Annotated in this window: 21 protein-coding genes; 15 read left to right on the top strand and 6 right to left on the bottom strand. The window is 65.6% G+C overall.

Annotation, left to right across the window (positions count from 1 at the left end; genetic code table 11):
- Window positions 1-3 precede the first annotated feature (3 nt).
- The gene (locus OPV09_RS18100) at window positions 4-939 is read right to left on the bottom strand and encodes a LysR family transcriptional regulator (protein WP_338679011.1); all 936 of its coding nucleotides are present in this window, start codon (window positions 937-939) and stop codon (window positions 4-6) included.
- 149 nt (window positions 940-1088) lie between these two features.
- On the opposite strand from OPV09_RS18100, the gene OPV09_RS18095 reads away from it, so the two are divergent.
- From OPV09_RS18095 to OPV09_RS18075, 5 genes are all read left to right on the top strand, one after another.
- Complete coding sequence (locus tag OPV09_RS18095; RefSeq protein WP_034756294.1) at window positions 1089-1850, top strand: sulfite exporter TauE/SafE family protein; 762 nt, start codon at window positions 1089-1091, stop codon at window positions 1848-1850.
- A 21-nt stretch (window positions 1851-1871) separates the two neighbouring features.
- Window positions 1872-2567 (top strand): HAD family hydrolase, encoded by a 696-nt coding sequence (locus OPV09_RS18090; RefSeq protein ID WP_034755481.1) that lies wholly within the window; start codon window positions 1872-1874, stop codon window positions 2565-2567.
- Window positions 2568-2625: 58 nt separating this feature from the next.
- Window positions 2626-3426: an alpha/beta fold hydrolase gene (locus tag OPV09_RS18085; RefSeq protein WP_070302763.1), complete on the top strand. Its 801-nt coding sequence runs from the start codon at window positions 2626-2628 to the stop codon at window positions 3424-3426.
- A 133-nt stretch (window positions 3427-3559) separates the two neighbouring features.
- Window positions 3560-4129 carry a dCTP deaminase gene (dcd, locus tag OPV09_RS18080; protein ID WP_034755486.1) on the top strand — a complete coding sequence of 190 codons (570 nt, stop codon included), beginning with the start codon at window positions 3560-3562 and terminating at the stop codon, window positions 4127-4129.
- A gap of 122 nt (window positions 4130-4251) precedes the next feature.
- Window positions 4252-4593, top strand: coding sequence for a FlxA-like family protein (locus OPV09_RS18075; protein ID WP_338679010.1), 342 nt, complete (start codon window positions 4252-4254; stop codon window positions 4591-4593).
- A gap of 39 nt (window positions 4594-4632) precedes the next feature.
- Here OPV09_RS18075 and OPV09_RS18070 read toward each other — a convergent pair whose 3' ends face one another.
- Together OPV09_RS18070 and OPV09_RS18065 are read right to left on the bottom strand one after the other, a co-directional pair.
- Entirely contained in the window at window positions 4633-6108 is a 1476-nt protein-coding gene (locus OPV09_RS18070; protein WP_338679009.1) for a sensor histidine kinase, read from the bottom strand.
- A gap of 2 nt (window positions 6109-6110) precedes the next feature.
- Window positions 6111-6800, bottom strand: a complete 690-nt coding sequence (locus tag OPV09_RS18065) for a response regulator transcription factor (RefSeq protein WP_034755491.1) — start codon at window positions 6798-6800, stop codon at window positions 6111-6113.
- A gap of 193 nt (window positions 6801-6993) precedes the next feature.
- Here OPV09_RS18065 and OPV09_RS18060 point away from each other — a divergent pair, with 193 nt between their 5' ends.
- Entirely contained in the window at window positions 6994-7272 is a 279-nt protein-coding gene (locus OPV09_RS18060) for a hypothetical protein (protein ID WP_338679008.1), read from the top strand.
- A gap of 131 nt (window positions 7273-7403) precedes the next feature.
- Entirely contained in the window at window positions 7404-8246 is an 843-nt protein-coding gene (locus OPV09_RS18055; RefSeq protein WP_338679007.1) for an intradiol ring-cleavage dioxygenase, read from the top strand.
- Here OPV09_RS18055 and OPV09_RS18050 read toward each other — a convergent pair.
- On the bottom strand, window positions 8243-9682 hold the full coding sequence (locus OPV09_RS18050; protein WP_034755498.1) for a DUF1501 domain-containing protein: 1440 nt from the start codon (window positions 9680-9682) through the stop codon (window positions 8243-8245). The genes OPV09_RS18055 and OPV09_RS18050 overlap by 4 nt on opposite strands.
- 10 nt (window positions 9683-9692) lie before the next feature.
- Complete coding sequence (locus OPV09_RS18045; protein WP_338679006.1) at window positions 9693-11480, bottom strand: DUF1800 domain-containing protein; 1788 nt, start codon at window positions 11478-11480, stop codon at window positions 9693-9695.
- Window positions 11481-11893: 413 nt separating this feature from the next.
- Between OPV09_RS18045 and OPV09_RS18040 the strand changes: the two genes are divergently transcribed.
- The 8 genes from OPV09_RS18040 to OPV09_RS18005 all read left to right on the top strand — a co-directional run bounded on the left by OPV09_RS18040 (window position 11894) and on the right by OPV09_RS18005 (window position 20178).
- Entirely contained in the window at window positions 11894-12460 is a 567-nt protein-coding gene (locus OPV09_RS18040; protein WP_152546519.1) for a hypothetical protein, read from the top strand.
- Between the two features lie 86 nt (window positions 12461-12546).
- Window positions 12547-13281 (top strand): hypothetical protein, encoded by a 735-nt coding sequence (locus tag OPV09_RS18035; RefSeq protein ID WP_083292652.1) that lies wholly within the window; start codon window positions 12547-12549, stop codon window positions 13279-13281.
- Window positions 13282-13285: 4 nt separating this feature from the next.
- Window positions 13286-14641 (top strand): hypothetical protein, encoded by a 1356-nt coding sequence (locus tag OPV09_RS18030; RefSeq protein ID WP_034755504.1) that lies wholly within the window; start codon window positions 13286-13288, stop codon window positions 14639-14641.
- Between the two features lie 10 nt (window positions 14642-14651).
- Window positions 14652-16814, top strand: coding sequence for a hypothetical protein (locus OPV09_RS18025; protein WP_051991661.1), 2163 nt, complete (start codon window positions 14652-14654; stop codon window positions 16812-16814).
- Between the two features lie 20 nt (window positions 16815-16834).
- Entirely contained in the window at window positions 16835-17863 is a 1029-nt protein-coding gene (locus OPV09_RS18020; RefSeq protein ID WP_338679005.1) for an aminotransferase class I/II-fold pyridoxal phosphate-dependent enzyme, read from the top strand.
- Window positions 17847-18752: a GIY-YIG nuclease family protein gene (locus OPV09_RS18015; protein ID WP_338679004.1), complete on the top strand. Its 906-nt coding sequence runs from the start codon at window positions 17847-17849 to the stop codon at window positions 18750-18752. Before OPV09_RS18020 ends, OPV09_RS18015 begins: the two co-directional genes overlap by 17 nt.
- A 37-nt stretch (window positions 18753-18789) precedes the next feature.
- Entirely contained in the window at window positions 18790-19440 is a 651-nt protein-coding gene (locus OPV09_RS18010) for a hypothetical protein (protein ID WP_219328897.1), read from the top strand.
- Window positions 19441-19449: 9 nt separating this feature from the next.
- Complete coding sequence (locus OPV09_RS18005) at window positions 19450-20178, top strand: amidohydrolase family protein (protein ID WP_219328896.1); 729 nt, start codon at window positions 19450-19452, stop codon at window positions 20176-20178.
- 6 nt (window positions 20179-20184) lie between these two features.
- On the opposite strand, the gene OPV09_RS18000 is transcribed toward OPV09_RS18005, so the two are convergent.
- On the bottom strand, window positions 20185-21564 hold the full coding sequence (locus tag OPV09_RS18000; protein WP_338679003.1) for a sigma-54-dependent transcriptional regulator: 1380 nt from the start codon (window positions 21562-21564) through the stop codon (window positions 20185-20187).
- Window positions 21565-21611: the final 47 nt, after the last annotated feature.

Genomic DNA, 21611 nt, shown 5'->3' with positions numbered 1-21611 from the left:
CGGTTAATCAGATAGCCATTGCATCCTTTCATCCGGTATCTCCAGCCCCCGCTGCCGCACATATTCGAGAAACAGCCGCGCTCCCTTGGCCATCCTCGACGTGCCGTATACCGCATGGATGCTGGGATCGAGTTCCTTTGACGACGTCAGCCGGTACGCCGTGCAGACCCGGCGCAGGGTGCCGGCGGCCACGGCGGGTTCCGCCAGCCAGCTGGCCAGGCGCACGATGCCGGCGCCTTCCAGGGCGGCCTGGAAAGTGGCGATGCCCGAGGTGAAGCGGAAGCGTGGCTGCACCTGGTAGCGCACGTTGCGTTCGCCGGAAACGAAGTGCCAGTCGCGCAGGATGCGGGGGGCCGAGTGCATGATGATGTCGTGGCCGGCCAGCTCTTCCGGTTCCTCGGGCGCGCCCATGCGGGCTATATAGTCGGGCGAGGCGTACATGTAGCGGCGGTAGTTCCACAGGGGGTAGCCGATCAGCTCGCTCGACTGGGGGAAGGCGCCGCGGATGGCGAAATCGAGCTTTTCCTGGATGGGGTCGATCGATTTGTCCGAGAAATGGATGTCCACCGAGACGTTCGGGTAGTCGCGCGAAAATTGCGCTACCACTTTCGGCAAGAAGCCCAGCGACAAAATTTCCGGCGCCGAGAGGCGCACCCAGCCTTGCGGCGAGTTGCTTAGCTCGGCCAATTGGTCTTCCGCCTCGGCCTGCGTTTCCAGCAAGTGCTTGGCCGACGCGTAATATGTTTCGCCGGCCGTCGTCAGGGTGAACTGCTTTTGCGTGCGCAGGATCAGCTCGGCGCCGATGGCTTCCTCGAGGAACTGGATGGCGCGCGTGACGGCCGACGGCGAGCGCCCCAGCATGCGCGCCGCGTGGATGAAGCTGCGCTTTTCCACCACGGTGCAGAAGGCGCGGATCTCCCACATCAGTTTCATCGACATCGTGACTCCCGGCAAAAGAGGCCAGTAGACCGCATGGGGCGCATTCCGTCAAGCGTTACGCCTGATTGCGTTTTCCGCAATTTGAAGTTGCATCGGAAAAAATCCACGGCGCCTATACTGCCGCTGTCGATCATTCCATATTGCCTATCATGCTGACCATCTCGCTGCTGTGTTTATTTGCCTTCTTTGCCGGCCTCATCGATGCCGCCGTAGGTGGGGGCGGACTGATACAGCTGCCTGCCCTGTTCAACCTGATGCCGAACATGGCCTCGACGTCCTTGCTGGGCACGAATAAACTGGCCTCCGCCTGCGGCACCACGTTTGCCGCCCGCTCGTTTGTCGGCAAGGTGCATATCCCGTGGCTGCTGGTGCTGCCGGCCGTGGCCAGCGCCTTTGTCATGTCCTTCATCGGCGCGGCGGCCGTGTCCTACGTGCCGCAGCAAGTGGTGCGCCCGATGGTGCTGGTGTTGATCATCATCATGGCCATCTACACCTTCATCAAGAAGGATTTCGGCACGACCCGCGAAGCGCGTCCCATCGGTCCGCGCGAACGCATCCTCGCCATCGTCATCGGCGGCGCCATCGGCTTTTATGACGGCCTGTTCGGGCCAGGTACGGGCAGCTTTTTGATTTTCCTGTTCATCCGCGTCTTCGGCTTCGATTTCATCCTTGCCTCGGCCTGCTCGAAGCTGGTGAATATCGCCACCAACGTGGCCGCGCTGGCCTTCTTCATTCCCGCCGGCCACGTGGTGTATGCGGTGGCCGCACCGATGGCCGTATGCAATATCCTGGGCGCGCTGACGGGCACCTGGATCGCCGTGCGTCGCGGCGCCGCCTTCGTGCGCATCCTGTTCCTCGTGCTCCTGGTGCTGCTGATCGTCAAGTTGTCCTACGACATCTTCTTCAAGTAAGTTTTTGAACGATAACAAGCCATGAAAACCATCCAGGGCGTGCTGTGGGACAACGATGGCGTGCTGGTCGATACCGAACAGCTGTTTTACGAAAGCAACCGCGACTTGCTCTTGCCTTACGGCATAGACCTGACGCCAAAGCAATTCTTTGACTGGTTCCTGGACAATAACTACGGCGCCTGGCATGTGCTGCTGGGGCAGGGCCACGAGATCGAACTGGTCGAGCGCCTGCGGGCCGAGCGCACGGTGCTGTTTGCCGAACGCTTGCGCCAGGCGCGCCGGCTGGCCATGCCCGGCATCGGGCAAGTACTGGCGGCGCTGCGTCCGCACGTGGTCATGGGCGTGGTCACCAGTGCTTACGAACAGCATTTCCGGATCAGCCATGCGGCCACGGGCTTGCTGCAGCACTTCGACTTCGTGCTAACGCGTGAAATGTATGGCGAAAGCAAGCCGGCGCCCGACGGCTACGAGCTGGGCTTGCAGCGCCTGGGCCTGGCCGCCGCCGACTGCGTGGCCGTGGAAGACTCGCCGCGCGGCTTGCGCGCCGCCAATGCAGCGGGGCTCGAATGCATCATCGTGCGCAATCACATGAACCGCGAGCATGCATTTGATGGGGCATTCTGTGTAGTCGAATCGATGGCCGAGCTCGGCGAAGTGCTGGCTTCGTTCGTGCCCGGCATGGCGCCGGCGCACGGGCAATTAGAGGCCTTCCTCTGATCCGTCTTGCCGGCATGCCATTACAATTGCCTATCGCATTCACCGGCACCGTCCCACGATGACCCTCCCGCAACTGCACTTTGCCCACGCCAACAGCTATCCTGCCGGCACCTACCGCAAGCTGTTCGGCTTGCTGGGCCGCCACTACACCGTGCAGGCGCTCGACATGCATGCGCACGACCCCGCATACCCCGTCAGCACGGGCTGGCCCGAGCTGGTGCGCGAGTATATCGACGACCTCGAGCGCCGCTACAGCGGCCCCGTGATCCTCGTCGGCCACTCGCTCGGCGGCATGCTCAGCGTGATGGTGGCCAAGCAGCGTCCCGACCTCGTGCGCTGCGTGGTCTTGCTCGATTCGCCCGTGGTGGCGGGCTGGCGCGCCTTGCTGGTGCGGCTGGCGCGCAACACGGCGCTGGGCGAGCGCTTCTCTCCATCACGTTTTTCCGCCAGGCGCCGCAAGCTGTGGCCCGATGCGCAAGCCGCGTATGAGCACTTCGCGGCCAAGGACATGTTCGCCATCTGGGCGCCGCAGGTGTTGCGCGACTACATCGACAGCGGTCTGGTTCCTCATCCGGAAGGGGTGCAGCTGCGCTTTACGCGCGAAGTGGAAACGCAGGTGTATCGCAGCTTGCCGCACCATATCGGCGGCCTCGTCAAGGACGGTTTTCCAGTACCCATCGGTTTTATCGGCGGCACGGAATCGGTGGAATGCCGCCAGGCGGGCTTGACGGCTACGCGCAAGCTGGTCGGCAAGTTTTTCCGCCAGGTGCCGGGCGGCCATCTGTTTCCCATGGAAAACCCCGAGCTGACGGCGCAAGTGGTGCGCGAGATGATCACGGCATTGCTGGCGAAACAATAGAATATCGCCGAGGATTTTCAGGGGATGGGGGCCAACAGCGGTAGATTTTCGCGTAAAATCCTGCCATCCGGGCCGCGCCTGCACCAGATGTGCGGCCCCAGCCATTCCGATATTCTAGAAAGATACCCCTGCGATGACGATTAAAAGCGATAAATGGATACGCCGCATGGCGGAAACAACGGGCATGATCGAGCCGTTCGAACCGGGCCAGGTCAAGGAACGCGACGGCAACCGCATCGTGTCCTACGGCACGTCCAGCTATGGCTATGACATCCGCTGCGCCGACGAGTTCAAGTTGTTCACCAACATCAACACGACCATCGTCGACCCCAAGGATTTTGACGCGAACAATTTCGTCGACGTGTCGGGCAAGGGCTATTGCATCATCCCGCCGAACTCGTTTGCGCTGGCCCGTACCGTGGAATATTTCCGCATTCCCCGCAACGTGCTGACGATTTGCCTGGGCAAGAGTACCTATGCCCGTTGCGGCATCATCGTCAACGTCACCCCGTTCGAACCGGAATGGGAAGGCTATGTGACCTTGGAGTTTTCCAACACGACACCGCTGCCGGCCAAAATCTACGCCAACGAAGGCGTGGCGCAAGTGCTGTTCTTCGAGTCCGATGAAGTGTGCGAAACGTCGTACAAGGACCGTGGCGGCAAATACCAGGGCCAGGTCGGGGTGACATTGCCGAAGACCTGATTGCGGCACAGGGCGGGGTGACCGCCTTCTTTACATGCCTTTACCTGCCTTTACACCGGCCGCACTAGTTCCGCGCCCCATGCCTGCCGTTAACCTTGGTATCGAAACACTGAGGAGGCAGTATGGTAGCGGCAATCGGTTCGGGCGGCGCAGTCGGCGCGGCCGGTAGCGCCAGTGCGGGCAGCGGCTCGCAGATCGCGGTGCTGCAAAAGCAGATCACGGCGGCGCAAAAGCAATTGGCGGAATCGCAGAAGGGCGAGCAGACGGAGGCGTCGCAAAAGCTGCAGCAGCAGCTGGCGCAGCAAATCCAGGCCTTGCAGGCGCAGATTGCTCAGTTGCAAGCGGCGGCCGCACAACAGGCGGCGCAACAGGATGCTCAGACGGCCAGCAGCGCCGAGGCGGCGGCCAGCCCGGCCAGGTCAAGCGCGTCGACCCTGGGCAGCATCATCGATACGCAGGCCTAACAGCACATCCACAAATAAGACGCCAGGCTCGCCGACAGGTCAGCTTGGCGTTTTGACGGGCAACAGCATTTCCACGCACAAGCCGCCACCGCTGCGCAAGCTGGCCCCGATGCGGCCGCCATGGGCGCTGATGACGTGCTGGGCGATGGCCAGGCCCAAGCCGTGGCCATCCGTGCTGTGCTGGGTATTGCTGGCGCGGAAGAATGGTTCAAAGATGCGGGCCAGGTCGGCGCTGGCGACGCCGGGGCCCCGGTCCAGCACGGCGATGCGCAGCCAGCCGGTCTGGCGCGACAGATCCACTTCCACCGTGCCGCCATCGGGGCTGTGCTTGATGGCATTGCGCACCACGTTTTCCACGGCGCGCGCCAGCAATTCGGGCTGGCCCGTGACGCTGGCGTCGGCCATGGCCGCGTCGCCCGCCAGCGCGATGTCCAGCTGGCGCGCCCGCGCTTCATAGCGGGCGTCGTCCACGATGTCGTGCACGAGGTCGGCGATGCCGACGTCTTCGCTGTGCGTGTGCCCGGCCCCGGCTTCCAGCCGCGACAGGGTCAGCAACTCACCGATCAGTTTATCCATGCGTTCGCTTTCGCGTTCGATGCGCTGCATCGAGGCAGCCATCTTTTCCGGCTGCTGGTGCGCCAGGCCGATGGCGGCCTGCAAGCGGGCCAGCGGCGAGCGCAGTTCGTGCGATACGTCATGCAGCAGGCGCGTCTGGCTATCCATGAGGTTGCGCAGGCGGCCCGTCATGCGGTCGAAATCGCGGCCCAGGTCCGTCAATTCATCGCCGCGCTTGCCGTTGGCCTGAAAGCGCGGCGCCAGGTTGCCCTGCGAGGCGGCCTCGAACGCCTGCCGCAGGTCGCGGATGGGGCGCGCAAAATACCAGGCCAGCAGGAAAGAGAACAGCAGGCTGGCGGCGATGGCGGCGCCCAGGGGAATAAAGGTGCGGTAGGGCGTGTCCATGCGCGGGGGCGGGCCGCGGCTGAATTCGCCGCGCGGCGGCGCGCCCGCTTCGTGGGGCTGCGGACCGGGTCCCATGGCGCGCGGGCCGCTCATGGCGACGGCGTTCAGCGTGTCGCGCGCGGCGCCCGCCTCGGCATTGCGGAAGCGTTCGGACGAGGGCAGGAACAGCAGGTAGCGCTTGCCGTCGCTGCCGGCCGCGTCGCGCACGACGGGATGGGCCTGGCCCTCTCCCTGTCCCAGCATGGCGCGCGCCTTGGCCAGCATGGTGGCATGCACTGTGCGGCCCATCAATTCTTGTCCTTTGGCATCGACGGCAAATACGCGCATGCGTTCGAGCTTGCTGAGGAATTGCCGCAAGGCCTGGCTGCCACCCGCTTCCAGGGTGGCGCTGGCGGCCTCGATGATCATTTGCGCGGGCGGACTGGTGTCGATGTCGAGGGCCCGCTCCTGCTGCGCGGCCCGGTTTTTCAGCCAGAAGGTGCCGCCGATGCCGATGGTGGCCGTCACTTGCGCCAGCATGATGCACAGAAAAAACTTCCAGAACAAACGGCCCACGCTTACTCCTTGATCAGCTGGTAGCCGAGGCGGTACACGGTCTGCAGGCAGGAACGGCCGTCGGCCAGGCTGCCGAGTTTGCGGCGCAGGCTGCTCAAGTGCACGTCGATATTGCGGTCGAAGCGGGCCATGGGCCGTCCCAGACCCAGTTCCGACAATTGATTCTTGCTCACGGGCTTGCCCGCATGGCGCACCAGCACTTCCAGCAAATTGAATTCCGTGCTCGTCAGCTCCAGGTGCGCGCCGGCCCAGGAAACGCGGCGCTGTTCGGGCCACATCGTCAGTTGCCCCACGGTCAGCGGCGCCAGGCCTGACGCATCGTGCGGCGCCGCTTGGGCGCGGCGCAGGATGGCGCGGATGCGCGCTGTCAGCTCGCGCGGCGTGCACGGTTTTGTCACGTAATCGTCGGCGCCCAGCTCCAGGCCAACGATGCGGTCCGTATCGTCGCCGCGCGCCGTCAGCATCAGGATGGGCAGGTTGCTGCCGGCGCGGATGCGGCGCAGGGTTTCCAGGCCATTCATGCGCGGCATCATGACGTCGAGGATGGCGATCGCGTACAGGCCCGTCAGCGCTTCGGCCGCGCCGCTTTCGCCGTCATGCACGGCGCGCGCGTCAAAACCTTCCTGCGTCAGGTATTCCTGGAACATGCCGACCAGTTCCACGTCGTCATCGATTAACAAAACCTTGCTCATGCCTGTGCTTTTTTCGGGTGAATATCGTCCGATGATAGCAGTCAACAGGCGCTGTTCAGCGTGGTTTTACCCGCTTTTACACACGTTCGCTTACATTTGCTGCCCTTCCTTTACGTGCTTTTACGCGGCCCTGACGTTGCTTTACACGCCAGGCGCCGACAATCAGGGCTGACCGTTACGAAAGGAAATCCCGATGAAATACCTGAGCATCATGCTATCCCTGTTGCTGTTGTCCGCCTGCAGCATGCCCTTGCTGGCGCTGGCCCAGCCAGGACCGCCGCCCGGCTTGCCGCCGTTTCTGCATGGCATCGAGTTGAACGAAGCACAGCAGGACAAGGTTTTTGCCGCCACCTACGCCCAGGCGCGTCTCGAGCAGCAATTGCTGGCCGTGCTGACGCCGGAACAGCGCCAGCAGGCGCAGCAGCGGCACGACGGCCGCCCGGGCCCGCGCCACCTTGAGCGCGCTGAGTAAGCGGCAGGCGCGAGCATAGGGAGAGCCAGCATGCGCATCCAGGCGCTCTCGCGACGGACCACGCAGGTGTTGTACCTGTGCGCCAGCCTGAGCCCCGCCCTAGCGGGCTTGCCCCATTTGATGGAATATATATGGAATTACATGATCACGGTCTGGCATCCGACCTCGAAATGATGCGCCGGCAGGCGGCTGAACGGCGGCAAGTGCTGCGCTGGCTGCTGGCCGGCGCCGCCACCTTGCCTTTGATCAGTTGCGGCGGCAGCTCGGACGCCAGCGATACGACGGCAGGCAGCAATGCCGGCACCGTCACAATACCGACTGCGGGCGCCTGCACGGTGATCCCCGAAGAAACGGGCGGGCCCTATCCGGCCGATGGCACGAACACGCATGGCGGCAGCATCGTCAACGTGCTGAACCAGTCGGGCGTCGTGCGCGGCGATATCCGCGCCAGTTTCAATGGCGCCACCGGTATGGCAGCGGGCGTGCCACTGACCATCCAATTGCAGTTGCTCAACGCCAGCGGCGGCTGCGTCAGCCTGGCCGGCTACGCCGTATATGTATGGCATTGCGACCGCGACGGTCTGTATTCACTGTATTCGAGCGGCGTCACGGCGCAAAATTACCTGCGCGGCGTGCAGCAAACGGACAGCACTGGCAACCTCAGCTTTACGACCATCTTTCCCGGCTGTTACGCGGGACGCATGCCGCACGTGCATCTTGAGGTCTATCCCAGCCAGGCAAAGGCGGCCTCTGCCTCGAACCGCATCAAGACCTCGCAATTCACGTTCCCGATGGCAACCTTGAACGAAGCCTACGCGGCCAGTGGCTACACGGCCAGCGTGCGCAACCTGGCGCAGATCAGCTATGCGAGCGACAATATTTTCAGCGACGGCACCAGCCTGCAGATGGCCTCGGTGACGGGCAATGCCACCGATGGCTACGTCGCCACCCTGGTGATCGCCGTGAACGGTTAAGTCACCGTCATGAAACCCAGGTCGCGCCGGCTGAAGTTGCCGATGTTCGGGAACACCTCGGCCAGCTGGCTGTCGGCCACGCCGAACCATTTGGCCAGGGTGGCGCCGTACTGGTCGACGGACGTGGTCGGCAGCAGGGCGCCGGAACCGACGTCCAGCGCATGGCCGACGCCCGTGACGGGGAAGGCGCCATAGATGTCGCGGCCCTTCACGGCACCGCCCACGACAAAGTGGTGGGCGCCCCAGCCGTGATCCGTGCCATCGCCGTTGCTGCTGAAGGTGCGGCCGAAGTCCGACGCCGTAAACGTCGTCACCTGGCGCCGCAGATCCACACCCTGCAGGGCTGCCAGGGTTGTGTCGAAGTACGCGAGCGCATGGGCCAGGCGCGCCATCAGGTCGCCATGCAGCACTTTTTGCCGGTCATGCGTGTCGAAGCTGCCCAGGGTCACATAAAACACTTGCCGTTTTGCCCCCAGGGCGCCGCGCCCGCCGATGATGCGCGCCACCGTCTGCAATTGCACGGCCAGCGGATTGACGCCGGACGCGCCCGTGTTCGGATTGATGTAGGGCGGCGGATTGGGCACGCCGCCCGTGCCGGCCGCCAGCATGGCGCCGCTCAGTACGCTCTGGCTGGAAATGGCGCGCTGCACGACGGCCACGTGTTCCTGTTCGATCAGGTCGCTGCCCGCCTCGTTGATGATGGCTTGCAGCGCGCCCGCGCCGCCCGTGCTGCCATACAGGCTGCCGCTCATGCCACGGATGGGCACGGCGCCTGCCTGGCCCACCTGGAACTGGCGCACCTGGCGTCCGCTGAGGAAGACGGTATTGCCCGCAGCGGAAATGGCCGTGAACATGGCATTTGTATTCAGCGAGCCGGCCACGTCGGCCACCCGGCCGCCCCAGCCCACGGTGGCGCCTTCCGGCGAACCCGACTGCCATGTCGATTGCTGGTCGTTGTGCGAAAACAGCTTGGGTGGCAAGGCCACGCTGCCTGCCTTGTACTGCGCCAGGGTGGCCGGCTGGATCAGCGTGCCTACATTGGCCACGATGGCGGCGCGGCCATTGTCGAACAGGCCTTTCAACGGCGCCAGCTGGGGATGCAGGGCGAAGGCGCGGCCCGTTTGCGCGGTGGCGGGCACGATGGGCAAGACGCCGCCCGTCTGGCCCACATCGGGCAGATGGATGGAATCGCCGCCGCCCGTGTTGCGCAGGCGCGTGTATTCAGCCCACGAGGTGGGATCGGTGGCCAGCACCGTGTTGAAGGCGTCGTTGCCGCCTGCCATGAACAGGCAGACCATGGCCTTGTAGTCGCCGGCCGATTGCGCGGCGGCATTGCCCATGGCGGCCAGGTTCAGGGCGAACGGGGCGGCCGTGGTGCCGGCCAGGCTCAGCATGGAGCCGAGGAAGCGGCGGCGGGAAAATGGGGTGTTTTGCATGTGATCGCTCTTACTTTTGTACCAGGTAGGCTGGCGAGGCCATGGTCAGGAAAATGGCCAGCTTGACGCGGTTGGCCTGGGCCGTGGCAACTTGCGTGGCATTGCTGGCCGTGGCCGCAGGGATGCTGACGCCATTGACGGCGGTCAGGATTTGCCCGCGCAGCCTGGCGGGCATGCTGCCATGCATCAGGAGTAGGTTGATGCGGTCGAGCAGGGCGCCCGGGTCGGCGGCCAGCGCCAGTTCGCGCGTATAGTCGGGCTTGATAGCGCGGCCGTCGCCCACGCCGCTGTTGATGGCTTCCTGCATGAAGTTCAGATAGCCGGTCACCGATGGTTCAGCCGTGATCTGCAGTTCCGGCGCCACCAGGCCCGCGCCGGCCAGGGCGGAGTTGGGCGGCGTATAGCCGGGGCGGAAAAAACTGAACACGGAGGATGGATTCAAGGGACTCTGGCCCAGGCCGCTCAAAGGGTCGTCGAGGTAATACAGAGTGTAGCGGCCGCTGGCCGGCTTGGCATCGAAGGCGCGCATCCAGCCAGCCAGGCGCAGCAGCGGTTCGCGCAGCTTGCCCGTGCGTAAGGTGGTGCCGCCTGGGGCCAGCGCTTCCGGATCGAGCAGCACGGCGCGGATGATGGCTTGCATGTCGCCGCGCACGCCGCTGCCATTGTTGGCAAACACGGCTGCCACGCGGCCCACGTAGGCGGCGCTGGGATTGCTGCTGACCAGGCGCTGGATCAGCTGGCGGGCAAAGAATGGCCCCGTATTGGGGTGGTTGAACAAGGTGTCGAGCGCCAGTTTCAGATCGGCCTGGCCGCTGCTGGCGCCGGAGATGCTCTGGCCCAGGAAGCGCTTGTCGCCGCTGGAATGAAAGGCCGCGTAGTTCTGCATCGGCTTCCAGTCACGGTCGGGGTCGGTCGTGCTGGCATAGAAGCGCGCGTCGCTCTGGTCCGGACCGGCCCAGCTCCAGCCCGTAAAGACGCGGGCCAGGCCTGCCACGTCATCGTGCGTGTAGGTGTCGATAGGCTTGCCACCGGACAGTTTCAGGCTGCCATCCGCATTCAACTGGTACAGGCCGATGGTAAACAGCTGCATCACTTCGCGGGCGAAGTTTTCATCGGGCGTACGCGTGGCCGATTCCTTCTGGTTGCGCAGGTGGGACAGGTACAGTCCCATCATCGGATGCAGGGCCACGCCTTCGAGCAGGTTGCGGAAGTTGCCAAAAGCATGCTGGCCCAGCATGTCGTAGTAACTGGCCACGCCACGCACTCTTGGGCGCACGGACTCGTTCTGCATGGAAATGACGAAGATTTCGGAAAGGGCAAAGGCCATGCGCTGGCGCAATTGATCCTCGCCGCGGATGCCCTGCTGCCAGAATGTTTCATACACCCCCGTAAAGCCGACCGCTTGCCCGCCGGCGGCCTGCGTCGCCAGCATGGCGTCGATATATTTCCGGTGCAGGGTTTGCGGCTTGGAAAACTGCGCGCGGAACCACGCTTCGCTGTCGCTGGCGGCCAGCGCATCGATGGCCGCCATATTGGGCCCGAACGTGGCGCGGCCCAGGAAACGCGACGCTTCCTGGCGGGTGAAGGTGACGGCCGTCCGGCTGGCTGGGGGCGTGGTCAGGGGGGGAGGCGGGATGGTATCGCCCGTCGAGCTGTCGGAGGCGTTGTTCGCTGGCGGCACGACCGAGACGTCCGGGTTCTGGATGGAGCCGGTTTTGCTGTCGCCGCCACCGCCGCAGGCGGAAAGCAGGCTGAACAATGTGATGGCCAGTAAACGGCGCAAAGTAGGATCAGTCATTAAGTTTCTTTCAGGCAATCAAATTCTAGCCCGTTAATTGTAGGCCTTAGCTACCAAAATCCTGTTTTCAATTAACTATTTACGTGTTGGCCACGTTTTCAGTTGCCGGACGTTGGCATGATGTTGTGGTTGTTTTTGATGCTGTAGAGCGAACTTTACTGTTTGAAAATAAAAAATATTTTTTGCCGATCGCAGCCATTGTGGCGGATAGGCGACGTAATAAATTTCATCGAATTAAGCTTGTTTGAAAGCTCATGGACAGAGCGAAAACAGCTTCGCCGGAAACCATGGTTTTTACGCTATCGGCGAAACGCCGTTCGCCGCTACCCGCTCCTCTCCCTTGTCCTTGCTGGCACGGCCCTTGCGATAACAGGGCATGGGCCGCGTGCCTTCCCTTGTTGCCGGAGCCTGCCATGACCAGCCGTCTGCTCGCCTATCGTCCCGAAATGGAATTGCCTGAAGCGCCGGGCATGCTGCCTTTGCAGCAGGAAGATGAACTGGCACTGGCGGCGCAGTTGCTGGAATTGCAGGCGCCGGCCCAGTTCGATGGCTTTTTGGCGCGCCAGCTGGGCGCCACGGCGGCGGGGCAGCAAGTGCGCGGCACGCCGTTCGAAGGGCCGCTGCGCCAGTTGCTGGGCAAGGTGGTGGCGCCCCTGCTGCCCCTGCATGGCGGTTCGCCGCAGGCGCTCAAGCGGCGCGCGGCCGGCATCTTCGGCATGGAACTGGAAGGATTGAGCCCGGAAGACAAGGAATTCGAACTGGCGCGCCAGGTCGTGCACCTGATCGATGCCGTCAATACGGCGCTGGCGCAGGACGGCGGCACGGACGCGCGCACGCCCAGGGCGAGGGTCGAAACGGCCTTGCTGCAAGTGGCACGCAGCGTGGCGCCAGGCTTGCTCAGGCAGGCGGCGCAAACGCCGGGGCCGGACGGTGGCCGCTGGCGCCGCGAGGGCGGGCACATCGTCGTGCTCGATTGTTAACCGGACGGCCATCTGTCCGGCGCTGTAGTGTCAACTGAGGTGTCAACTGAGGTGTCAACCAAGGTGCTAACTTTTAGGAGCTCATCATGCATGACTTAGATCGTACGACCCTGGAATACGGGCAGGAGATGTCCGGCTTTGAAGCGGAACAGTTCGAGTTTGGCCAGGGCGAGTGGAGCGGCGAGGGGGGCGCGAACGCCATGTTTTCCGAGACCGAGGAGATGGAACTGGCGAATGAACTGCTGTCAGTCAGCAATGAAGCGGAACTGGAACAGTTTCTCGGCAATTTCCTGCGCAAGGCCGCCTCGGTGGCGGGCGGCATCATCAAGTCGCCCGTGGGACAAGCGATCGGCGGCGTGCTCAAGGGCGTAGCGAAAAAAGCCATCCCCCTGGCCGGCGGCGCCATCGGCGGTTATTTCGGCGGCCCGCTGGGGGCCAAGATCGGCAGCGGCCTCGCTTCGGCCGCCGGCAACGCGCTGGGGCTGGAAGCGGAAGCGTCGTCGAATGAAGACCGCGAATTCGAGGGCGCCAAGCAGTTCGTGCGCCTGGCCGCCGACACCGTCAACCGCGCCGCGCAGGCACGCGGTGCGGGCGACCCGCGCGCCATCGCCCAGGCGGCCGCCAGCGCGGCGGCGCGCCAGTTCGCGCCCGGCCTGCTGGGACGCCCCGGCAGCCAGGTGGCCACGCAGGGCGGCAGCGGCGCCGGTGCGGGCGGCGGCATGACGCAGGGGGGCGGACGCGGCCAGGGCCAGGGCGGCATGCGCCCGGCCAGCGGGCGCTGGGCGCGCCAGGGCCACAAAATCGTCCTGTACGGCGTCTGACATCATGGCCATCGGCGCTTACGCAGCCTGGATGCTGGCGCAGGAGGCGCGCTCGCTGCTGACGCGGCTGGCGCGGCTGGAACCGTTCGCGCTGATCGAGCCGACGGTGCTGGCGGCCGCCCTGATGCCCAGCGCCCAGTCGGCCATCGAAAGCCAGCTGGTGCAGGGCCGGCGCGCCTTGCGGCGCATGGTGGCCCAGTTTCAGTGGTGGCTGCGGCGCGAGCACGCCGACGGCGCCAGCATGGCCACGGCCGCCGAGGCACAGCGCCGCTTCACCTTCCTGCGCCTGAAATTCAATGCCGCGCTGACCCAGTTCGACCTGTTCAACGAAGTCATCACGCAGCGCAGCGAGCACAAGACGGGTGTGTGGCTGGCCGGCCTCGACATCGTTGCCGCCGACGCGCTGGCGCTGCCCGGCAATGTGTACCAGGCGCCGCCCGTGATCTGCTACCTGGACCGGGGGCCGGGCGCGGCCATCCGCCGCGCACGCACGCGCCTGCCGGGTGGCGGCGACAATCCCGTCGCCATCATCCGCCTGCCGCGCGAACGCATGATCGGCAGCAGCATCGCCTCGTCGCTCGTGCACGAGGTAGGCCACCAGGGCGCGGCGCTGCTGGACCTGGTGGCGTCCTTGCGGCCCGTGCTGCAAGCCATGCAGCACGGCGGCAGCGGTGCCGTGCACGTGTGGCAGCTGTGGGAACGGTGGATTTCCGAGATCGTGGCCGATTTCTGGTCGCTGGCGCGGGTCGGCGTGGCCGCCACCCTGGGCCTGATCGGCGTGGTCAGCCTGCCGCGCGTGTTTGTCTTCCGCCTCAATATCGACGATCCGCACCCGGTGCCATGGCTGCGGGTACGCCTGAGCTGCGCCATGGGGCGGGCCCTGTATCCGCATCCGCAGTGGGACCGCCTGGAGCAGCTGTGGCTGTCGTACTACCCGCTGGCTGGTCTGCCGCCGGCCCGGCAGCGGCTGCTGGAACAGTTGCAGGCCAGCATGGCGGCCCTCGTGGGCTTGCTGGTGCAGCACCGGCCGCCGGCCTTGCGCGGCGGCTCGCTGGCCGAAGCCATGGCCGTGCGCACGCGCCAACCGGCCATGCTGGCGCAGCTGTTGCGCAGCTGGACCCTGGCGCCGGCGCAGATGTACCAAGCCGCGCCGACCCTGGTCTTCGCCGTGCTGGGCCAGGCGCGCGCCAGCGGCACCTTGAGCCCGGAAGACGAAAGCGAGCTGCTGGGGCGTTTGCTGACCCACTGGGCCCTGCGCAGCACCCTGGACACGTCGGAGCTGTGCGCCGATGTCGTGCGGCATGGCCGCCAGTCCGGCAGGCCGCTGCCGCCCCTGGCATCCCGTTTGATTATCCATTGAGGAGAATGACATGAGCAGCAAGATGAGCAGCAATATGGGTGGCAAGAACAGGGGGGCGGGCCAGGCGGGTCCGAAACACCACGGCGGCAGCATCGCTGTCACCGTGCACGAGCAGGACAGCGGGGCCATGGTCGTCAATGCCGCCATCAGCCTGTACCGGGGAGCCGAGGCGGACTGCCATCTGTTCAATGCCGCCACCTGGGTACCCGACCCCGCCATGCTGGTGGGCGTGCGCTGGACGGACGGGCGTGGCGGCACCGTGTTTACCGACCTGGCGACGGGCAGCTACGTGGGGGTGTATGGCAATTTCCCCTCCACGCCGCCCCAGTGCGTGACGGTGCAGGCCGACTGCAGCGCCGTGCTGTGCTTCACGCCCCAACTCAATCCGCAGGTGACGCTGGCGTTTGAAACGGCCGACTGCCATCCCAGCGACTGCCATTTCGGCAGGGTGGGCGACCGCGCCGTGGCCACTATCTCGTTTGACGGCGACCAAAGCGCCGACGGGCGAGATCAGGTGCAAGTGCTGGCCGCCGCGCCATGGGTACCCCTGCGCGGCACGCCGAACTCCTTTTCCACCCCGGTGCGGCGCGCCGGCATGCATCGTTTCATGGGGCAGATGATGCTGTCGCAGCGGCCCGAACTGCGCAGCGCCTTGCCCGTGCCGGAAGGGCTGAGCCCGAACGCCATGCTGGCGCTGGATGCGGAATACGAGACGGAAGAGCGCCAGCCGCAACCGATTTCGGGCAATGTGGGCGTGTCGCTGACGCGCACGGAAACGGAGCCGACGGAAGACTTGCCGCTGTGGACCCTGATACGCAACAGCACCGAGGCGATGTCGTTTACAAATTACCTGCATTTCATGGACAGCCTGTTTTGCGGCGACCTGGCCAGCGTGCGCGGCTTCGAGCAGGAACGCTTCGTCAAAAAGACGGAGATGTTCCAGCAGCTCAAGCAGCGCCGCGCGCTGCCGTTTTCCGATGCCGATTCCTACCGCGTGCTGAAAGTGGCGACGGAAGCGTTCGTGATGGTCAATTGCGGCGTGCTGAACCAGCCGCTGGCCTTCAATCCGGCCGAAGACAACGCTTACCTGGACCGGCGCGACATCCCCCAGGGGCGTGACCTGGAAACCGTGCTGCGCAATGACTACCTGGAAAACATCGACGGCTTCCAGACCTTGCCCTACCTGGCCGTGATCCGCCGCAAGCTGCCCGACATTCCCATCAGCATCCCGCGCGGCCAGGAAGGCGAAGTGGACCTGTGCTTTGGCATCATCCAGGAAAAGCTGGCCAATCCTTGCCTGCTGGAACTGATCTGGTCGTACTGGCATGAAGAGGGCATGCTGGTGCAAACCATGAACGCCATCGCGCAACGCTTCCAGAACCTGCGCGCGCCGGGCAACCATCTCGATCCCCTGTCGAACACGGAAATCGATATGCTGCGTCCGCTGAATAATTTGCTGTGGGGATACACGCAGGATGAACAGCATCGGCTGACCGTGATGCGCCGGAACTATGAGTATGACCATCACTACGGTGTGCGCCTGGACGGCAAGGCAGTGCAGCACTTCCGGCCAGCCGATAGCCGCTCCAAATTCCTGGAAGCGTTCCACCACTTGCTGCGCCTGCTGACTTCGTTCTACAAGCAGGATGACGATACCACCGTGAAGGCCGACGCCTTCCCCGTGCTCAATGCCTTGAAAGAAATCCACCTGATCCTGTCGCAGGGCGCGCATAACCAGTTCGGCGACTTGCCGTCGACGGCGCGCATCGAGATGCTGATGCAGCAGTGGATGCTGGCGCGTCCCGAATTCCGTGAATTTTTACCGACGCGCGTGATGGTCGCGTATCCGGAACCGTGGATGGACAGGGTTGACGCCATGAAGAAACTGCAGGGCTGGACGGATACCAGCGTGATGCATTTCCGTAACCTGGCCATCTTTGGCGAGCAATTGCTCCTCTCCGTGCGCTACGGCAACTGGAGCGACATCTATGAGCCGACCCAGGCGTTCAACTGGGCGCGTTTCTGGCGCCCGCAAGTGCAGGGCTATATCCACGGCTACCGTGCCGCCACCGGGGTCGACCTGTCCGTCGACAGCAGCGACCCGGTGGTCGAATCGACGATGCCCTCGGTGTTGTTGCGCCAGCGCCTGAGCCAGCAGCTGCGCAGCGTCTAGGGCGGGAGCGGGGCGCGTGCATGCTCGACTTTACCAGTGCCCTGTATCTGGGCATGCGCCATCCGGCGGCCGCGCTGGCGCCGTGGAGCAGCCTGACCCTGGGCCAGCCGGCGGCGCTGCAGGAGCCGCCCGGCGCGCTGGCCCTGGCTGCGGATCTGGCGGCTCTGCAAGGCTGCGAGGCGGCCTGCGTGCTGCCGTCGACCCTGCACCTGTTCTGGGACCTGTTCGGCATGCTGGCTGCCGAGCGCCTGGTGATCCTTGTCGATGGCGGCAGTTACGCCATCGCGCGCTGGGGCGCCGAGCGGGCGCAGGCCCTGGGCTTGCCGCAGCAAGTGTTTCCCAGCGGCGAGATGGCGGCGCTGCGGCAACTGGTGGCGGCCTGGGGCAGGCAAGGGCGGCGTCCATTGATACTGGCCGATGGCTATGTGCTGGGCAGCGAACAGGTCTTGCCGCTGGCCGGCTATGCGACGCTGGCGCGCCAGGGCGGCGGTTATCTGCTGCTCGACGACACGCAAGTGCTGGGCGTGGCAGGTACACAGGGCGGCGGTTCGGCGCGGCTGCATGGCTTGCATGGGGAATCGCTGATCATCGGCGCCTCGCTGGCCAAGGGATTTGGCGTGCCGCTGGCCGTGCTGGCCGGCAGCCGCAAGCTGCTGCGGCGCTTCGCGGCGCACAGCCAGACGCGCGTGCATGCCAGTCCGCCTTCGGCGGCCGTGCTGGCGGCGGCGCGGCGGGCGCTGGCGCTCAACGCGCGCCATGGCGACACCTTGCGCGCCAGGCTGGCGGACAGGGTGGCGCAATGGCGGGCGGGGATGGCGGCGGCTGGCATCGCTTGCCGGGGCGGCAGCTTCCCCGTGCAGCGCCTGCCCGGGCGCGCCCATTTGCAGCTAGCCTTGCGCGCCGCGGGCGTGCTGGCGCTGGCGCAAGCGGGGGACGGTCCCGGCGCGCTGACTTTTCTGCTGCGGGCCGACCAGACGCCCCGGCAACTGGAACAGGCGATGAACTTGCTTGAACATCATACGAGGAGGCGATATGAACGAAGCGTTTGAAATGCTGCCCTTTGGGGGACAGGCGGGAGCGGCCGGCGAGCAGGAGTGGCTGGGGGAATGGTCGCAGGAGTGGTCGCAGGAGTGGTCGCAAGAGGGGGAGGAAGAGGGCGAGTGGGAAGGTGAATGGGAGAGCGAATGGGAAGGCGAGCGTGCGCGCCCTGGCGGTGGACGCGGCGCCATGCGCGGTGGCGGCCTGCGTGCGAGGCCGCCGCTGCGGGGCCCGCGCCGTCCCGCGCCGCCACGCTACCAGGGCCAGGGGCGCCGGCCACCCCGGTATCCGCCGCCGCCCTTGCCGTATCCGCCACGCTACCGGGGCTGGGGCGGCTATGGCGCCATCTATCCCACCATTTATCCGGCGCCGTATCCCGTGTTCGGCGGCCAGCAGGAGCCGGCGCCGTATCAGGATACGGGCCAATATCAAGACCAAGACCAGGGGCAGGATCAAGGAGCGGATCAAAACCCGGACCAGGATGACGGCCAGATGCAGGGCGAAGTGCCGCCCATCCTGGCGTCCACCCTGGGCCGCGTACCGGGCGCGGCCGCCTTGCGCTACCAGGCGGTGGGCGCGATTCCGCAGGCCGTCAACGATGCGAACGCCACGGGGCCGGGCCTGTATGTGATCGAGTTTGACACCAAGGATGGCCGGCGCGCCTACAGCGGCCAGACCGACGATTTGCGGCGGCGCCTGAAACAGCACCATCTGTGCGGCAAGATGATGGGCATCGACATGAGCGCGCATGACGTCTATGTGGCGCCGCTATCGTCGGCCGCTCAGCGGCGCATTCTGGAAAAGGGTATCCACAGCGACATGTTTACCCACCGGCGCGGCGTGTTGACGAACCAGCGGCGCGAACTGGAAATGGCCGTGCTGGGCGAAATGTGGGGCTGACGATGACAGTAGCTTGACGACTGCGAAGGAGAGCATCATGCACCAACTCGAATGTGAATGCGGGCAATGCCGGCAGCGGGCCGGCGCCGCGTTTGAAGTGCTGGAATTCGGCCGGGAGTGGCCGGGCAAGGGCCGCGCGGCGGCCGTCTTCAGCGAAGAGGAAGAACTGCAGCTGGCCATGGAGTTGCTGGAAGTGGCCAGCGAGGAGGAACTGGAGCAGTTTCTCGGCAATGTCTTCAAGAGCGTGTGGAAGGGCGTCAAGAAAGTGGGCGCTACCATCGCCAAGGTGGCCAAGCCGCTGGGCGGCGCCTTGAAGGCCGTGGCCAAGACGGCCTTGCCCTTTGTCGGCGGCGCCCTCGGTTCGATGATCCCGATACCGGGTGTGGGCACGGCGCTCGGGTCGGCCCTGGGGCGCGCGGCCAGCAATGCGCTGGAGCTGGAAATGGAGAACGCGGCGCCGGCCGACCGTGAACTGGAGCTGGCGCGCCGCTTCGTGCGCATCGCGGGACAGGCGGCGCGTCTGGCCGGTGACAGCGATGGCAGCACGCGCGCCGTGGAAAGCGCGCTGACGCGGGCCCTGCACCAGCAATTGCCGCACTTCCGCTCGCCTGCGCCGCAGCAGGAAGATGAAAGCGGACGCTGGCGCCGGCGCGGCAACCGCATCGTCGTCATGGGCGACTGGCAATAGCGCGGCAAGATGATCATCGATTGCCACTGCCATGCGGGTCCGGGAGACGGTTTGAGCGGGCCGTGGGACAGCGATGCGCCGCTGCAGGCCTACTTGCGCCGCGCCCAGACGGCCGGTATCGCCCGCAGCGTGCTGTTCGCCGCCTTCCACTCCGATTACGCCATCGCCAACCATGGCGTGGCGCGCCTGGTGGCGTCCGATCCGCAGCGTTTCTACGGTTTTGCCTTCGTGCATGCGCGGCGCGACCGTGGCCGCATCCAGGACATGGTGCGCACGGCCGTCGAGCGTTACGGTTTTGTCGGCATCAAGGCGCACCGGCTTGACTCTCGCATCAGTGGCGAACTGTGCGAGGCGGCGCGCTTCTTCGGCTTGCCCGTGCTGTACGACCCGGCCGGCGAGGTGGCCGTGGCCGAGCTGCTGGCGCAGCAGTATCCCGACGTCAATTTCATCCTGCCGCACCTGGGCAGCTTTGGCGACGACTGGGCGGCGCAGCTGGCGCTGATCGACCACCTTGTGCGCCATCCGAATATCCATACGGACAGCTCGGGCGTGCGCCGCTTCGACTTGCTGCAGCAGGCCGTGCGCCGCGCGGGGCCGCACAAGGTCCTGTTCGGCTCGGACGGTCCGTGGCTGCATCCGGGACTGGAATTGCACAAGATCGAGTTGCTGGGATTGCCGCCGCTCGATGCGGCGTTGATCACGGGCGGCAATTTTTTGCGGCTGGCGCGGCTGGCGTGAGGCAGATCAAAAGGCAGCCGGCGGTGTCGCGGCAGTAGCGGCTTGCTCCGCGCAGGTAGCCGCCTTGCGGCGTATCTGCAGGGCGCGGTCGGTCACGCCCAGGCGGGCGGCCGCGCGCTGGTTATTGCCGTGTTCCTCGGCCAGCACCAGGCGGATGGCCACGTCGGTGGCGCAACGCGTGATGTGCGACAGCTTGCAGCCCTGGGCCAGGGCCCGCCGCACGGCCGCTTCGAAATACTGGTCAGGCCAGTGCGGTGCCAGCAGCTGTTCGTTTGGCGGCAGGGCGCCGATGGTGATGGGGCCGGGGCCGCAATGGCGGTGCCAGATGCGCGTGACGGTCTGGCGCAACTCGCGCACATTGCCCGGATAGTCGCGCAGCAGCAGGTATTCGCGCACGGCCGCGTCCAGCGCGGGCGGAGGGCGCTGCGCCAGCTCGGCGAGGAAATGCCGGGCCAGCGGCAGGATGTCGTCCTGGCGCTCGCGCAGGGGTGGCGTCTGGCAACGCCAGCCGGCGATGCGGTAATACAGGTCGGCGCGAAAGGCGCCGCGCGCCACCTCATGTTCCAGTTCGCGGTTGGTGGCGCAGACGAGGCGAAACTGGGTCGGTTGCCAGGTATTGCCGCCCACGCGCTTGTATTTGCGCTCCTGGATGGCGCGCAGCAGCTGCGCCTGCAAGGGCAGCGGCAGTTCGCCCACTTCGTCGAGAAACAGCACGCCGCCGTCGGCCAGGGCGAAAGCGCCATCGCGCGCGGCCGCCGCGCCCGTAAAAGCGCCCCGTTCATGGCCGAACAGTTCGCTGCCAGCGAGGTCCGGCGACAGGGTGGTGCAGTCGAGGATGGTGAAGTCGCCGCTGCAGTTGCCGAGGCGGTGGACCAGTTGCGCCAGTAAATCCTTGCCCGTGCCCGTCTCGCCCGTGATCAGCATCGACGCCTGGCTGAAGGCGGCCATTTCCACCACCTGGTGCAGCAAGGCGGTCCAGGCCGCGCTCTCGCCCACCAGCTGCTGGCGCACGGCGCCGGACGCCAGCAGCTGCGCCACGGCCTGCCAGCGCTGCAGGCGCGCCAGCACCTGGCCCGCATCGATGCTACCGGCCGGCCACAGCAGCACATCGAGCGCGCCAGCCGCCAGCAGGGCGCGCTTTTGCGCGCAGCTGGGGGGCTGGCCGCAGGCGGCAATGGCCATCACGGAGGCATGGCGGCACAGTGCTGGCAGCGCTTGCAGCAGCGCGGCATTGGCCTCGGCAAACAGGACGATGCCCGCCCCATCCTCCTCGCCATCGTGCCGCCGGGCTACAGTTACCTGAGCCTGCTTCAAGGCCGTCATCAGCAAGGCGCCACTGCCAGCCGCCGCCTGCTGCACGATTTCCAGCCACACCTTGAGCGTCATATGCCAGCCATCACGAGGGCACGAGTGGCCCATCTTAGAAGCCCGAT

Origin of the sequence: Janthinobacterium sp. TB1-E2 (assembly GCF_036885605.1) — a bacterium.
Classification (GTDB): Bacteria; Pseudomonadota; Gammaproteobacteria; order Burkholderiales; family Burkholderiaceae_D; genus Janthinobacterium; species Janthinobacterium aestuarii.
This window is presented reverse-complemented; position numbering and strand designations above follow the sequence as displayed.